Origin of the sequence: Brevibacillus borstelensis, assembly GCF_037834415.1 — a bacterium.
Classification (GTDB): domain Bacteria; phylum Bacillota; class Bacilli; order Brevibacillales; family Brevibacillaceae; genus Brevibacillus; species Brevibacillus borstelensis_A.
The window spans coordinates 88,472-101,686 of sequence record NZ_JAUMSJ010000017.1 but is presented as its reverse complement, the minus strand read 5'-3'; the positions used below and the strand labels follow the sequence as shown (position 1 = coordinate 101,686).

15 protein-coding genes and 1 pseudogene are annotated in these 13,215 nt (G+C 48.5%); 4 read left to right on the top strand and 12 right to left on the bottom strand.

Annotated elements, in window-relative coordinates; genetic code table 11:
• Positions 1 to 227: 227 nt before the first annotated feature.
• Together Q3F21_RS15300 and Q3F21_RS15295 are read right to left on the bottom strand one after the other, a co-directional pair.
• On the bottom strand, positions 228 to 461 hold the full coding sequence (locus Q3F21_RS15300; protein ID WP_340254497.1) for a hypothetical protein: 234 nt from the start codon (positions 459 to 461) through the stop codon (positions 228 to 230).
• 183 nt (positions 462 to 644) lie between these two features.
• Positions 645 to 1,298 carry a stage II sporulation protein M gene (locus Q3F21_RS15295; protein WP_340254494.1) on the bottom strand — a complete coding sequence of 218 codons (654 nt, stop codon included), beginning with the start codon at positions 1,296 to 1,298 and terminating at the stop codon, positions 645 to 647.
• A gap of 131 nt (positions 1,299 to 1,429) precedes the next feature.
• Between Q3F21_RS15295 and pdaB the strand changes: the two genes are divergently transcribed.
• Positions 1,430 to 2,194 (top strand): polysaccharide deacetylase family sporulation protein PdaB, encoded by a 765-nt coding sequence (gene pdaB, locus Q3F21_RS15290; RefSeq protein WP_340254491.1) that lies wholly within the window; start codon positions 1,430 to 1,432, stop codon positions 2,192 to 2,194.
• Positions 2,195 to 2,223: 29 nt separating this feature from the next.
• Here the strand turns inward: pdaB and Q3F21_RS15285 are convergent, their stop codons facing one another.
• On the bottom strand, positions 2,224 to 2,802 hold the full coding sequence (locus Q3F21_RS15285; RefSeq protein WP_340254488.1) for a KinB-signaling pathway activation protein: 579 nt from the start codon (positions 2,800 to 2,802) through the stop codon (positions 2,224 to 2,226).
• A gap of 123 nt (positions 2,803 to 2,925) precedes the next feature.
• Here Q3F21_RS15285 and gerD point away from each other — a divergent pair, with 123 nt between their 5' ends.
• Entirely contained in the window at positions 2,926 to 3,579 is a 654-nt protein-coding gene (gene gerD / locus Q3F21_RS15280) for a spore germination lipoprotein GerD (RefSeq protein ID WP_340254485.1), read from the top strand.
• Between the two features lie 127 nt (positions 3,580 to 3,706).
• Here the strand turns inward: gerD and Q3F21_RS15275 are convergent, their stop codons facing one another.
• The 4 genes and pseudogenes from Q3F21_RS15275 to Q3F21_RS15260 all read right to left on the bottom strand — a co-directional run bounded on the left by Q3F21_RS15275 (position 3,707) and on the right by Q3F21_RS15260 (position 6,427).
• Positions 3,707 to 4,813, bottom strand: a complete 1,107-nt coding sequence (locus Q3F21_RS15275; protein ID WP_340254482.1) for a P-loop NTPase — start codon at positions 4,811 to 4,813, stop codon at positions 3,707 to 3,709.
• A 162-nt stretch (positions 4,814 to 4,975) separates the two neighbouring features.
• Positions 4,976 to 5,692: an N-acetylmuramoyl-L-alanine amidase CwlD gene (gene cwlD / locus Q3F21_RS15270; protein ID WP_340254479.1), complete on the bottom strand. Its 717-nt coding sequence runs from the start codon at positions 5,690 to 5,692 to the stop codon at positions 4,976 to 4,978.
• A 174-nt stretch (positions 5,693 to 5,866) separates the two neighbouring features.
• Positions 5,867 to 5,926: pseudogene (gene rpsI / locus Q3F21_RS15265) on the bottom strand (30S ribosomal protein S9); the annotation flags it as partial.
• A gap of 135 nt (positions 5,927 to 6,061) precedes the next feature.
• Entirely contained in the window at positions 6,062 to 6,427 is a 366-nt protein-coding gene (locus tag Q3F21_RS15260) for a hypothetical protein (protein ID WP_340254476.1), read from the bottom strand.
• 139 nt (positions 6,428 to 6,566) lie between these two features.
• Here Q3F21_RS15260 and Q3F21_RS15255 point away from each other — a divergent pair, with 139 nt between their 5' ends.
• Together Q3F21_RS15255 and Q3F21_RS15250 are read left to right on the top strand one after the other, a co-directional pair.
• Entirely contained in the window at positions 6,567 to 6,770 is a 204-nt protein-coding gene (locus tag Q3F21_RS15255) for a hypothetical protein (RefSeq protein WP_340254473.1), read from the top strand.
• 20 nt (positions 6,771 to 6,790) lie between these two features.
• Entirely contained in the window at positions 6,791 to 7,750 is a 960-nt protein-coding gene (locus Q3F21_RS15250) for a copper amine oxidase N-terminal domain-containing protein (protein ID WP_340254470.1), read from the top strand.
• A 37-nt stretch (positions 7,751 to 7,787) separates the two neighbouring features.
• Here Q3F21_RS15250 and Q3F21_RS15245 read toward each other — a convergent pair whose 3' ends face one another.
• From Q3F21_RS15245 to Q3F21_RS15225, 5 genes are all read right to left on the bottom strand, one after another.
• Entirely contained in the window at positions 7,788 to 8,552 is a 765-nt protein-coding gene (locus tag Q3F21_RS15245; RefSeq protein ID WP_340254467.1) for a DUF1906 domain-containing protein, read from the bottom strand.
• A complete protein-coding gene (locus tag Q3F21_RS15240; RefSeq protein ID WP_340254504.1) occupies positions 8,536 to 8,988 on the bottom strand; it encodes a phage holin family protein in 453 nt (150 codons plus the stop codon). The genes Q3F21_RS15245 and Q3F21_RS15240 overlap by 17 nt, the downstream gene beginning before the upstream one ends.
• Positions 8,989 to 9,049: 61 nt before the next feature.
• Positions 9,050 to 9,295 (bottom strand): hypothetical protein, encoded by a 246-nt coding sequence (locus Q3F21_RS15235; RefSeq protein WP_340254464.1) that lies wholly within the window; start codon positions 9,293 to 9,295, stop codon positions 9,050 to 9,052.
• The gene (locus Q3F21_RS15230; RefSeq protein ID WP_340254461.1) at positions 9,295 to 10,404 is read right to left on the bottom strand and encodes a hypothetical protein; all 1,110 of its coding nucleotides are present in this window, start codon (positions 10,402 to 10,404) and stop codon (positions 9,295 to 9,297) included. The genes Q3F21_RS15235 and Q3F21_RS15230 overlap by 1 nt, the downstream gene beginning before the upstream one ends.
• Positions 10,404 to 13,214, bottom strand: a complete 2,811-nt coding sequence (locus tag Q3F21_RS15225) for a hypothetical protein (protein ID WP_340254458.1) — start codon at positions 13,212 to 13,214, stop codon at positions 10,404 to 10,406. Before Q3F21_RS15225 ends, Q3F21_RS15230 begins: the two co-directional genes overlap by 1 nt.
• Position 13,215: the final 1 nt, after the last annotated feature.

The window sequence follows — 13,215 nt, the reverse complement described above, 5'->3', positions numbered from 1 at the left end:
GAACGAAGTATTTCAGCAGTCACAACCGGCATCACTTCGATACTGAAGTGCCTCAGCGTGACATCTGGCATTACTTCGGTAAAAACGCTTCGCTGTTCAGTTTTCAAAGAGCATTTCATCTATTTCACCGTCTCGAGGCAACTAGTTTTTCAAGTCGTTCTCTCGAGGACAAGAATTAATCTATCACGCTAGCCTAGTTAGAGTCAATAGGTTTTTTTAAAAAAGTTTTAAGTAAAGTTCTCTTCCCCCGTTTTTTTACGTCTTACATACTTCGAAATCTCATTGGGGGAAGCGATTCGGGCGTACATTCGAAAGATAATCGAGTACCGTTCCTCCATGGCTCTTTTCACTAAATAATCAATACGCTTGTCGCTAAAATCAAGCAGCATTTCCTCCAGTTCCCGTTTCAGCAGATACTCCAGCTCTTGCACCTCTTTTGATGTAAACAGGAAACCCAACAATCAGATCAACCTCCGCCTCTCCGAGTCTACCCTATATCATTGCCCAGGCATTTCAACCGTATTCATCCGAAAAGCTCGGTCAGTTTCGTATCATAGCAGGGAAAGTTTTGATTTATCTTTTTCCCTTCAAGACTCGAAAAGAAAAAAAGCACCCTTTTTTAAGGTGCTTGAAGATTCACTTTGCTATTTGATAAGATTCAGCTGCTTAAGCTGGTCGCCAAGCACTTCTTGTAAAATCAGCGGAGTAACGCTGCTCTCAATAATAGCGGCCAGAAACAGCATGCCGATGACAGTGAGTACGACCATCGGAAACTGCTTTAACGTATCGTACCAATCATTTTTCACTTGCTCCCATTTTACCGGTTGGATCAAGGCTCCTACCGATCGCAAGCTGAGCATGCCGAGACGTATCCCTACCCCTGCGGCAAACAACACTGCCGGCAGCTCCAAAATGCCATGCGGCAAAATGCCGGCTGCGAACACAAGCCAAGGGCTTACACCGAAAGAACTGTATTTCGCAAAGATGAAACCAAGCAACACACCGTTCGCCATCAAGCCGAACACGGGAAAAAAGGCAAAAAACAGCCCCATTGCCATCATCATGAGAGAGCTGGTTACGTTATTGGAGAAGATAGCCCAAAACGTCGCGAATACGCCGCCACCGTTCGCATGTATCCGGTCAATCACATCTTTCAACTGACCCAGCAGGGATTTTACCATTTCCTCCAATGCATGCGCCTGCAAAAACCCCAAAACGGCCCCTCCCCCAAAAAGCAGACAAGCCGTCAGGAAATACTTTCTGTTATCCGTCCAAAGGCGGTTAAACTGCGTTCTCATGAGCCACGCTCCTTTATAGCTATAGCCTGGTTAATACACTATATGCATTGTACCGCATCATAACCCAACAGGACAAAGAATATCCTCGTTTGCCCAGCATAAACTGTTATGGGACAAAGGAGGTGCTGTTCATGAAGTTTATGTTTGTCGTGAGCGCACAACGCTTGAAACAGTGGATGATTATCCTGACCGCCTTGCTGATGGCAGCTGGAATCGCCTATGCCGAGCGTGACGCCATCGCTGTTATTTCCGACGGGGTTCAAGCCCCTCAAGCCATCTATAAGATTGACACCAAGGAGAAGAAAATAGCCTTGACCTTCGACATTAGCTGGGGGGAAACCCGGGCCACACCCATTCTCGATGTGCTCCGGGAGAAAAAGGTGAGCAAGGCCACTTTTTTTCTATCCGCCCCCTGGAGTCAGCGACATCCGGAGATTGTCAAACGCATCAAAGAAGACGGTTTTGAAATTGGTTCACATGGAAACAACCACGACTTCTACAGCAAGTATTCCGATGAGGAAATCCGGACACAGATCAGCAAGGCCCACACCATTTTGACAGAGCTTATCGGAAAGAAACCTACGCTGATCCGCCTGCCAAACGGGGACTTCGACAAGCGGGTTCTGCAAATCGCAAGCAGTATGGGGTACACGGTCATTCAATGGGATACGGACTCCCAGGACTGGACGAACCCCGGTGTAGACGTAATCGTGAATAACGTGCTGTCAAAAGCTCACCCGGGGGACATCGTTCTGTTGCACGCCAGCGACACGAGCAAAGAAACCCATCTGGCCTTGCCTACAATCATCGATAAGCTTCGTGCTGACGGATATGAATTTGTCACCGTGTCCGAGTTGATCGCCGGCTCCCAGGTTAATTCCCAGGAGATTAATTGAAAAAGCTGACCAAGCCAGGTCAGCTTTTCTTATTTTACCACCCGATGAAGTTGCATCACTTGCCAAACGTTGCAGAACAATAGGGGAACCAGCATCGACATCGTGGCATAAAAATTATGTTGTTTCAAAGCCGGAATCCACTCAACGGCAGTAAACACAAACATAAAGAACAATGTCGGCACCCAAGCGCTTGGATTGGTCAGCTTTGCCTTGGCATAAGCCGTGACAACCGCAATAACAAGCAAAAGGATGGGCTCGACGAAAAATTCTGATAGCCCTGAGCCTTCTCCCAACATGGTGTACCGCAAATAAATCATGTCAAAAAACACAAATAACACTAGAAAAATCTGTATATTCTTCCACAAGCCCGGGTTTCTGAAAAGACCTCTGGCAAAATAACTGATCGTCATATAAGCAAAGAGGCCCATTTGCGCCACAATGCTGATCGTCATTCCATACAGCATTTGCATAAAGGTTCCCATAAAAAAGTTGGCCATCGTGCCTCCCAGTAATTTATCGGAAGCAAAGATAAGACCTACCACAATACCGCCCAAACCGCCGAGCAGCAAGGTAGTAAAAAACAGCCAGCCATACTTGCGCAAGCTCACCAGAACGTCCCTCCCATCTGCATCGCTTATGATTGTACCAACCCATGCAAGAAAATACTAGCGTAAGAACAAAACAAAATGCGCACGTTACTTTTAGACAGGGTAAAGGAGGGTAACCGCCTCATGTGGAAGAAAAGCGTTTCTTTGTGGCTGTTGCTGGCGGTCAGCCTGATCATGACAAGCTGCGGCAACGGGGGACAGGCACAGGGCCCGGCACAGCCTGATTATAAGAGTGTAAAGGACATGGTTCTCGACATTCTGCAAACGGAAGAGGCCAAAAATTCCGTTGCGAAAATGATGAAGGACGAAAAATTTACGCAGAACCTCATCATGGACGAGTCAACCGTGAAAACAACGCTGATCCAAAGCATTTCCAATCCGGAAAACCGGCATATCAAAGAAGCCTTTAAGGATCCAAAGTTTGCCAGCACCCTGGCTAAATCGATGAAAAACGAGCATAAAGCGTTAATGAAGGACCTGATGAAGGATCCGGAATATCAAAAAATGTTGATTGGCATCATGAAGGATCCGGAGTTTGAAAAAAATTTGATGGAAATGATGCGAAGCTCCGCATATCGAAAGCAAACCATGCAAGTTATGAAGGAATCCCTACAAAGCCCTCTGTTCCAGGAAGAGCTCATGAGATTGATGACAAAGGCGACCGAAGACATGATGAAGCCAAAAGAAATGAAGAAAGGAAAGAAAAAAGGCGGCGGTCAGGGTGGTGAAGGCGGCGGCGGCGGAGGTGGCAGCGGTGGCGGCGGCAATGCGACATGAGCAAACAGCTCCGCACCTTTTCGCAAGCCTTCGTTACACGTATTCGATAGGCAGATATGGCGTATAAAATCACCATTATTACAAAAGGTGAGCTCCACCCAGAGCCCACCTTTTCCTATACAAGGATTTACTGATTAACAGCCGCTTCACACTTTTCAACAACAAGCTTCGCCATGTCCATGTATAGCTTGCCGATCTCCGTATCCGCCCGGTATACAGATGGAGAGTAGTCGACCTCTGACGGATGATTTTCAGGCTGCCCCAGTGGAATTTGCGCCAATAATTCCGTCGCAAGCGTCTCGGCAAGCTTGGCACCTCCGCCTCTGCCAAAGACGTATTCCTTGGAACCGTCTTTGGCCTCATACCAAGCCATGTTTTCGACGACACCGAGAATTTCATGTCCCGTTTTCTTAGCCATGGCACCAGCGCGAGCCGCAACAAAGGCGGCAGTTGCATGCGGAGTTGTCACGACGATTTCCTTGCTTTGCGGGATCATTGTATGGACGTCGAGAGCCATATCGCCTGTACCGGGAGGCAAATCAAGCAATAGATAGTCGAGATCTTCGCCCCAATGGACTTCCGTAAAGAAATTCCGCAGCATTTTGCCCAGCATCGGTCCTCGCCAGATGATCGGGGAGTTGTCCTCTACGAAAAATCCCATGGACATAACCTTTACCCCAAACTTGTCAACAGGCAGGATCGTCTCGCCGATAACGGTCGGGCGCTGTTCAATATTCATCATGTCAGGCACACTAAAACCATAAATATCGGCGTCGATAATACCGACTTTTTTTCCAAAACGGGCCAGAGAGACGGCTAAGTTGACAGTGACGGTCGATTTGCCTACGCCGCCCTTTCCGGAAGTGACGGCAATAAACGTGGTCATCGAGTCTTTAGCCAGGATCGGATTCAGTACAGTCGCTTGTCCTGCCGGGGAAGGAGAGGACGCTTGTCCCCCGCGCAGCTGCGCACTCAACGCAGCGCGTTCCTCATCTGTCATGGAGCCGAAGCGCAGATTCACTTCTTTGGCGCCCAACTCTTTGACGGCAGCAATTACATCTTGTTCGATTTTGGCTTTCAACGGACAGCCAGAGATGGTGAGAACAACGGTCAAACTGACGGTTTCTCCCTCGATCTGAATGTCCCGAATCATATTTAATTCGACCAAGCTGCGGTTTATTTCCGGGTCTTTTACATCGCGCAGCGCTTCCAGTACGCTTTCTTTGGTCAACACTTTCGTCCACCTCGATCTCAAGATTTTCCAAACGAAAACAAAAGCTCTTCAGAGGTATGCGCGTCCATTATAGCATATCCGACGAGACCGCACACGGATGCGGGTATTTCTAACTGCCGCATGCCACACGCAATTATTACCCAAAGCCACAACAAGTGCTGATCACGGGGCAGCTGGCGGCTTCTCGCCGGCGTAGTGTCTCAATATCCCTTGGTAAATCGCATTGGCCATCGCCTTTTGGTAATCGACCGAGCGCAGGCGTTTCGCTTCTGCCTCATTGCTGATAAAACCAACCTCTACCAATACGGCTGGACAGTCCACCTCGCGGATCAGAAATACGTTGCCTGTTTTGCTCGGCAGCCGGTCCGTATTCTCCAGAACCCGTTTGATCTCATCCTGGATCAGATAGGAGATTTCCTCGCTCTTTTTAAAAGCGGGGTAATAAAACGTCTGGGCTCCCTTCCACTTTGGCGAGGGGATGGAGTTGACGTGAATGCTGACGAGGAAGTCCGGGGTATTTTCGTTGACGAACTTGACCCGGTTGCGAATATCCTCCGACTTTCTTTTCCGAAGCCGCTCAGCCTCCGGAGTAGCCAAATCCTTGTCCTCTTCCCGCGTCATGATGACGTGCGCACCTGACTGCAGGAGGAAATCACGCAAGTACAAACTGATCGCCAATGTCACTTCTTTTTCGATCACACTGCCATCTGATGAAACAGCTCCGCCATCTTTCCCTCCATGTCCCGGATCGATAGCGATGACTGTCCCTGCCAGAGGCAACGACCAGGTCGTCCAGGAGGAACGATCTGGTGCTTCGTAGGTGAGCAACAGCACGAGCAAAAGAAATGAAAGGATGTATCCCGTTACTTTTCGAGCCACCTTGCACCGTCCCCTTTGTCCATTCTCGTTTCATCATATGGACAAAGGTCGGCAAATATGACGGCTTGTTCGCGTTTGGACACTCAATAAGCCCGTTTGCAATCCGTTAAGAGCAAAACAAAAACCCCTGCCTTTGCATACACAAAGAACAAGGGGTTTTGCATAAAGCTTCTCTTAGCGCTTGGAGAATTGAGGCGCGCGACGAGCTGCTTTGAGACCGTATTTCTTACGCTCTTAAATGAATGCCTAGGATACGCTAGGATTACCTACTATTATATAGGAAGTTTCACGTTTTATATCCGGTATCTTAGGATGTGTTCAGATAAGAATATGGTCAAAATATGGTCACGAAAACCCGGCTCCGTTCTCTCATGGTGTCGGGTTTTCTTTGCTCCATGTCAATTGCTGCCTCACTTCATTGACCTTCTTCTGCACGCCCATCAATACCAAATTATCATGCAGCCGGAGCATCTCGACCTGGCCCCGGTGCGACCATACCACAAAGTACTCCCGCTGGTCGTAAAATTCCTTAACAATCCGCACCCCATTCTGTCGCAGCTCTTTGGCCGCCTCCCTCTCCTGGGCATACAACATACTTCCCATGGCACGGATCCCACCTGCCAAGATGCCAGGAATCTTTAACGGGGCCGATTGGGCTAAAGTCAGATCGTCCTTCAAATAGGAAACGGTCTTGTTCAGAATAAACCAATTGTGCAGTAACTCCTTTGGCTCCATCCTATATCACCTATTCACGAACGTTTGTTTGCGTTCATTATATGCTTATGTCTGGTTATCGAGCAAACATCTTTTCAAAAATCACTGAGACTATCGAACCAAAAATGGTACAATGTTACAAAAAGAGGGAGGGATTGGTTTGAAGTTTGGGATGAGGAAGCCAAGTCTGAAAAAACGGATTTCTGCCCGCACTAGCTTAAAGAGACAGATCGTCCACAGAGCTGGCCTGAAGATGCCGCGCGGGTACGGATGGCTGCGAAACCCCAAGAAGTATGCATACAACAAGGTATACAATCGCACAACTTTTGATCTCTTTTCTTTTCTCAAAAAGCTATTTAAATAACCCATAGGAGGAGTCACATAGTGAGAAAGGCACTAATTTCATTTTGCTTAATGGCCATCTTATCATTACCAAACATGGTTAACGCTTCTGACCAAATCACACCATTAGAATTGATTATCAACGGAAAACAGGTGGAGGCAAAAGCAGTCATTGTAAACGGTGGATTCGAGTACGTTCCTGCCAGACCTTTTCTTGAGAGCCTTGGAGTTGAATTTACATATGACCCAAATACAAAAACTTTGAAAGGGACTGCCCCCTACACCTTTTCTTTTACTGCTGATCAAGAAATAGGGTCCCTTAAAGATAAGCCTGTTTTAATAGATGTACCTCCAAAAATTATCAACAACACGTTTATGCTTTCAAAATACTCTATTAACCAGCTTTTCAATTATTCAGCCCTATATAATTCTGACTCCAAGACCATCACCATTTCCGAAAGAACAGATAACAAAAACTTTGATCCTTATGCAAGCTATAACCACAGGGTTGCCCTGATCGCCGAATTCGCAAAGTTTGGCAAGGAGCATCTAGGAAAAACCAACTGGATTATCGGATCACCATTCATCACTGATAAAATTAATCAGCCGGTTAAACTACCTAACCTCACACCTGTCACAATCGAATACGTAGAGCCAGAGAATTTACAAAACACTTTTAAAGTTTATGTGAAGTCGGGCGACAAGCTCTATGCAGTAAGAATGGTCAATGCAGAAAGCTTAAAAGACATGCTTACCTATACAAACCCGTATGACAAGAAGTGGCCTAATGCTGTATATGAAGGCATCAAACAGGGGAAAGTCGCTGTAGGAATGACGAAAGAAATGGTGCTCATGTCAGTGGGAAAACCAGAAAAGATTAACACATCAATGGAATCATGGGGCGTACATGAACAGTGGATCTATCCTACCAAAGATAAGTTTAGATCAAATTATATTTACTTCAGGGACGGTATTGCATCCTCTATTCAAATATCTCAGTAACGCAAAAAAAAGAGCCCTCCTTTTCGGAGGGCGTTACTCATTGACGCGGAATCCCTGCTGCATCCCGCAGCGAGTTGGCGGCGAAGTGAGCTGCTGCCTGTACTTGCTTGTCCGAGCTGGCCGTCCAGAGCGCCCCAAGTACGCCGATCACCTTCTCGGCTGCCGCTTTGTCGATAGTGTTATTAACAGGCTTTTCCACATTTTGCACAGTCGTATCCCACCACCCCTCATTGCCCAGACCGTCGTTGAGGTCTACTTGATGCCCGGCCAGCTCCTGCCCGTTCTTGTACTGGTAGATGTTCGCCGCGTGCGAAAGCCGCCCCTTACTCCAGGCGTAGGTCTGCCAGAAGTGAGAGCACGCGCCACGTCGGGCCATTTCCTCAATGACAGAATAGGAGCCGTACACGCCAACGTAATAGCCGGGCAATTCCTTAGCAGCTGCACGAAGGTACGCTTCAATGGCTGCGTAATCCTTCGGCTGAGCGTCAAAATCCACGGCGAAATAGATCGCCGTACCTTCCGGTTGCCCGATCAGCTTGGCCTCCTGGAAGGCTGCCTTGCCGTCCCTTGTCCCATTGACAGCGCCGCCTGCAGCGTCATTGGTTCCTCTTTGGAAGACGCTAACGATCCGCATGCCGGCCGCTGTGATCGCCTCAGCCTCGCTGCGCGTCAACCGCTTCCACGCCATGCTCGCAGGAACGAGATACCGGCAGACGAAACGCATGCCCGCCTCGCTCATTTTCTTTGCCTTTTCAGCCGTCAATGGGACGGCGCAATCAATACCTTTAGTTGTTGCTGCCACGTTGATTCCCCCTCTCGTTCAGCTGCTCCATGATCTGTTTAAAGAAGGCCGGAAACGGAACGCCAAGATGGCCCAGGTTTTCAAGGATGGAGATCCCTTCACGGCCAATATAGAAGTACAAGGCCAGCGTTCGAAATACTGGCGTATCATTCCCCATGAGCTGATCCAACATGACCGCCATCCCGACAACAACAAGAATGACGCTCTTCCTGATCCCGCCCCAAAACATGACTTCCGAGTCAACATTTTTGGACCGAATGGCCCCGAGTAAACCCGTAAAATAATCTACAATCATTGCGTAAACCAGAAGCTTGAGTGTAATGTCCCACCCGCCCAGGAACGCGCTGAGTGTCGATCCAACGACGGCCACCACGCCGCCAACTGCCGTTTCCTTACCGTTCGCTCCAATCGCTGCCGTGATTAAAGTATCCTTCATACTCAATGGTTTTCCCCTCCTTGCCAAACGGCAATAAAAATAACCCCGAATAATCGAGGCCTTACGTGGTCCTTACTTTCCCTACCACCACCCAGCCATGCCCAACGCGGGCCAGCAAAACACGATCTCCGGCTCTTGGCGTATACCCTTCCAAGAACGGATAACGCTTCGTGCTGGCTTTCGTCTCCCCATCGAACTGGACTGGCGGGAGGCCGCTCGTGTAGCTGGCCGGAATAGTGCCCATCCTGAACGGTGAAGGGACGTTCTGCTCCGGTGAAAGAATGTCCAGAAAATCCTCTGCACTCATCAGACGTTCACCACCTTCCGGATACGGTGCCTCATCCGAGCGCCCGCCCGCAAATCAAACTCCCACGATGTTTCGATGTACTTGTCGGAAATGCTAAGAGCCGTGAATTCAAGCGTCAAGCAATCCATGTCCGAGTGCATCGGCATGATGGCCGTCTCAAACTCCACGGACTCGTAAACCTGGCTGGCTTCGGAGGCGATCCTTTGCGCCCTAGCATCAAGCGTGGACTGATCTGCTGCCTCTTCGTACTCGCGGTAGTCAACGATTGTTCGACCGCGGCTTACGGTGCTTGTAGGGCTCTCAGGATTGCTATTCGTGTACGTGCTGACCAATGGCGGACGGTCTGGCTCGGATACGACCAAAACCCATTTGTTAGGCACTGCAAACAAGTCTAGGGACTGCTCAACGTCTGGGAAAATTACTGACTTATCGTCGTCTCGGTAGGTGTATTCGCTGGCACGACTTGCAGGCGTAACGTACGGCTGCGCTACAGCAATCCCATGCTCATCAAACCAAAGGGAGCGGTAATTTACCGCCCCCAATAGGTCATTGATTATGCTTAGAATGGTCGTTCCTGGGTCCCAGTCCCGATCCGACGGCAAAGTCTTATCCGTTGCAGTCAGATTCTGCCCAGCAATCCCGGATCGGTCCAGCAAAGTCTTTACAGCTGCGATATAATTCGTCCCTCGGGTTACCGTATACCGGTCATCCACCTTGTCGTCGACCAATACCTGCAGCAGGTCATAGGCTTCCACCATCCGGGTAATGACCCCGGCTCCATCTACCCTTCTTGGCGGCGTTGAAAGCACAAACACGCCAAGCGGCCATTCTGTCCATCCGCCGTCCGACATTCGTAGTAGGACATAGGGTTTGATTCGGTCAGAAAGGAAGTTAATCGAACTGTCCTCTCGTAACTTAAACGTAGCGGTTCGCTTGATTTGGGCAAGCGATTGGTACGATACTTTTCCGCTAAGAACCCCTGATAGATTTGCCTTGAGCTGATTCTGCTTGTCCAATAGCTCGTATCGAAAACGGAGGGACCGGTGGGGGGCGTGCAAGGCTTTCTTCACCTGCTCAGCAGTGTATCCGTTTCTGGCTAGTGTCTGCATTACACATCCTCCCGGTAGTCGATCTCGTCAATAGAAATGCCTACACCATATCCGTAAAACGTATCGGAACTCGGCAGGACAAATATGACGCCGAACATTTTCCGGCCGCGGTTGTCACGGTAGCAAACTGTCGCTTTACGCTGAACAATGCTCTGTAAGATTTCCCGATCTTCTTGTTTACGGAGCATCTTTAACTTTACTGAAATGCGACCGCTATCATTTTCTCCAAACTCCGCAACTGGCCTATGCCGCCCAGCAAATTTCATTAGTGTCCCTTCTGTTTTCCACTCTTCACTATTGCCACTGCTCAATACGAAGCGGTGCGCTGTACCAAGTGGATCGTCTACGCAGTGAAGCCAGGCACCGACTAAGAATATCTTCCCTTGATAGTAGTGAGTATCTTTAATCGTTCCATTGGTGCCCTGTGCACGAGCCATGTACTCGTAAGGAGTACCACTTGCCACGGTGTAGTCATCAAATTTGCCGTTGACTGGGATGCCAGTAGCTATCCTTGTCCATTCTGTCTGTCCAACTTCTCTTCTAAATAGGTCATTACTTTTGACATTTGGTTCTGTTCCACTTGGAGCCGGATTTTTAATGGCCACCGTTATTTTCCCTTCCCGATCATGGCCGGTGACAGTCAGGAGCGGAGTGGGTGGAGTCGTATAGAAGACAGCTATTGTCCTTTCTACCCAACTACTCCATAGGTTGTCTGCATTCTTAATCCGGACACGCAGAATGTAGCTCGTGTTATTCGTCAGATCCATGCCAATCGTTCGGGCCTTATTGGTACTGATTACTTCACCACTGTCCCACAAGGTCACTCGTACCGTATTTAGCACTTGCACCTGATAGGCTGTCTGTCCAAAACTCGACCATTCCAGCGTAGGGCGAGCAATCGGTACAGGGGAAGACGGACCGATTATTGTCGGTTCAGCTGGTTTATCCCCAGCGAAGAAGGTTGCCTGTGCTGAGTATGGACCACTCAGGCCTGCCTGATCATAGGTGCGAACTCGCCATTCAATATTTCCACGAGGGAACGTATTTCCAGGAGCATTCCAATACTGATTAGGCGTTGTCTGCGAAACAGGATTCCATGTGGTTGTCCCCACTGGGCGCCATTGCAAGTCAAATTTACTTTGAGGGTCATTACTGTTTGGGTCATTGTGCTTCCAGGACAGGCGTTGGGTTAATGCTCGATCAACTGCTGCGCCTCCGCTTGGCGAGAGTTGTGTCGGTGCAGTTGGAGCCTGGTTGTGTATGATGGTAAAAACTCCATCGGATTCATCCCAAGGACCGTAAGAATATCCATCATACGCTCGTACTCGAACTCTAGCCAAGGATGTTTCCGGCTCATGTGAAAAATCGTAAGAATATGAGGTAACGCCAGCTTGGGTTAACGGAACAATATCCTTCCAGTTCGTACCGTTGTCAACTGATAACTGGATATTGTATCGCAGGCTGCTTTGTGGTTCCTCAGGATCAGAAGCGGCCAACCAAGTAATCGTATGAAGAGCGTTCCAAGTCTCACCGCCGTTTGGAGTTAATAGGGTAGGTACTGTAGGAGTAATATTGTATTGAACTTCAAGGACTGGTGTGCCTGGTAAGTAAGCAAGGTTGACAACACCGTTTTGATCTGTTGGAGGGTTGCTTGCAGCCAAGCCCATCCTAATTCGCGTATATCCAATCTTGTTGATTCCTAAAGTGCCTAAAGCAATCGTATTCGGTCGTTTTGGAGACAAGGACGTACTAAAGGCATTAGTCCCAACATCTATCGACCAAAAACCACCGGTTGCCCCATTCCAGTATTCTCCATTTAACTTGCTCCCGTAGTGATCATCAGGCCCCACAGTTAAACTCGCTGAAATGATGAAACTGTCGTCGGGAAGAGCACTGGTATCGAATGACATGAGACATACTGCTACTACGTATGAATATGTTGCAGGTAGCCAGCTTTTAAACGCATCGGCACGAACACTACCCGTTTCTGTTATAGCATTTTGGAGTCCAGACCAAGTCTTCGCCTCTCTCCTTTCAACAATGAAGTTCCATTTTGAGAAGCTAACTGTTGGGTCTATCGTAATCGGGTAAGATAGTCCATCTACAGCCGCAATAAGATCAAGGTATGTCCTTTCTCCTTCTCTGCGAACAATCTGCTGTACGTCTCTTTTTACCCCTTGGGCATCTTCCAACCATGCGTCTTGCAACTGCAATTCTCCTGCCTCAAGAGATTCACTCAAATCCCCGTCTACTTCAAAGGTAAATGAAGTTGGGGATTCGATGGATTTGAGGACAATCGTCTCCTTTACTCCGGTTGGTGTAATCTGCAACGTTACATCCGTGTCATGCCAAGCATCCTGGTACTCTACGATAGATCGGTCGTCGTGTCTTTGCCGTCCAACTGTTGGAGATACGCCGACAGGCCGGAAGGTTAGCGAGTCGGCCCCTTTACCAATGGTATACCCCTTCCGGAACTGACGCGGAATAACCGCTTGAAACGGTACCTTCAATGCGCAAAAGTCATGCCGGGAACGGTCAAGCACTCTTTTCTTCTTTGCTGCTGCTACCTCTGTTCTCCGCTCATCGAACAATAGTTTTGCATCTTTTGATATTGGTGCCTCTACAACGTCAAAGTCAGCTTCGTCGTGTAGATCGGTATCAATGTTATGCAGGTAGCCACTCTCGCATTGATAATGCATAGGTTCTAAAGAAATGACGGCTCTATAAGAGCCGTCTGAAAGAAGATAGTGTTTGGAAAAAGGAGTGCGTTTTGTTACTACTTCTCCTACTACACCAATATCGGTTGGCATC

Coding starts and splice junctions, on each gene's coding strand:
- Q3F21_RS15295 (WP_340254494.1), bottom strand. CDS start 1,298: ATGAGAACGCAGTTTAACCGCCTTTGGACGGATAACAGAAAGTATTTC.
- pdaB (WP_340254491.1), top strand. CDS start 1,430: ATGAAGTTTATGTTTGTCGTGAGCGCACAACGCTTGAAACAGTGGATG.
- gerD (WP_340254485.1), top strand. CDS start 2,926: ATGTGGAAGAAAAGCGTTTCTTTGTGGCTGTTGCTGGCGGTCAGCCTG.
- Q3F21_RS15260 (WP_340254476.1), bottom strand. CDS start 6,427: ATGGAGCCAAAGGAGTTACTGCACAATTGGTTTATTCTGAACAAGACC.
- Q3F21_RS15240 (WP_340254504.1), bottom strand. CDS start 8,988: ATGAAGGATACTTTAATCACGGCAGCGATTGGAGCGAACGGTAAGGAA.
- Q3F21_RS15235 (WP_340254464.1), bottom strand. CDS start 9,295: ATGAGTGCAGAGGATTTTCTGGACATTCTTTCACCGGAGCAGAACGTC.
- Q3F21_RS15230 (WP_340254461.1), bottom strand. CDS start 10,404: ATGCAGACACTAGCCAGAAACGGATACACTGCTGAGCAGGTGAAGAAA.
- Q3F21_RS15225 (WP_340254458.1), bottom strand. CDS start 13,214: ATGCCAACCGATATTGGTGTAGTAGGAGAAGTAGTAACAAAACGCACT.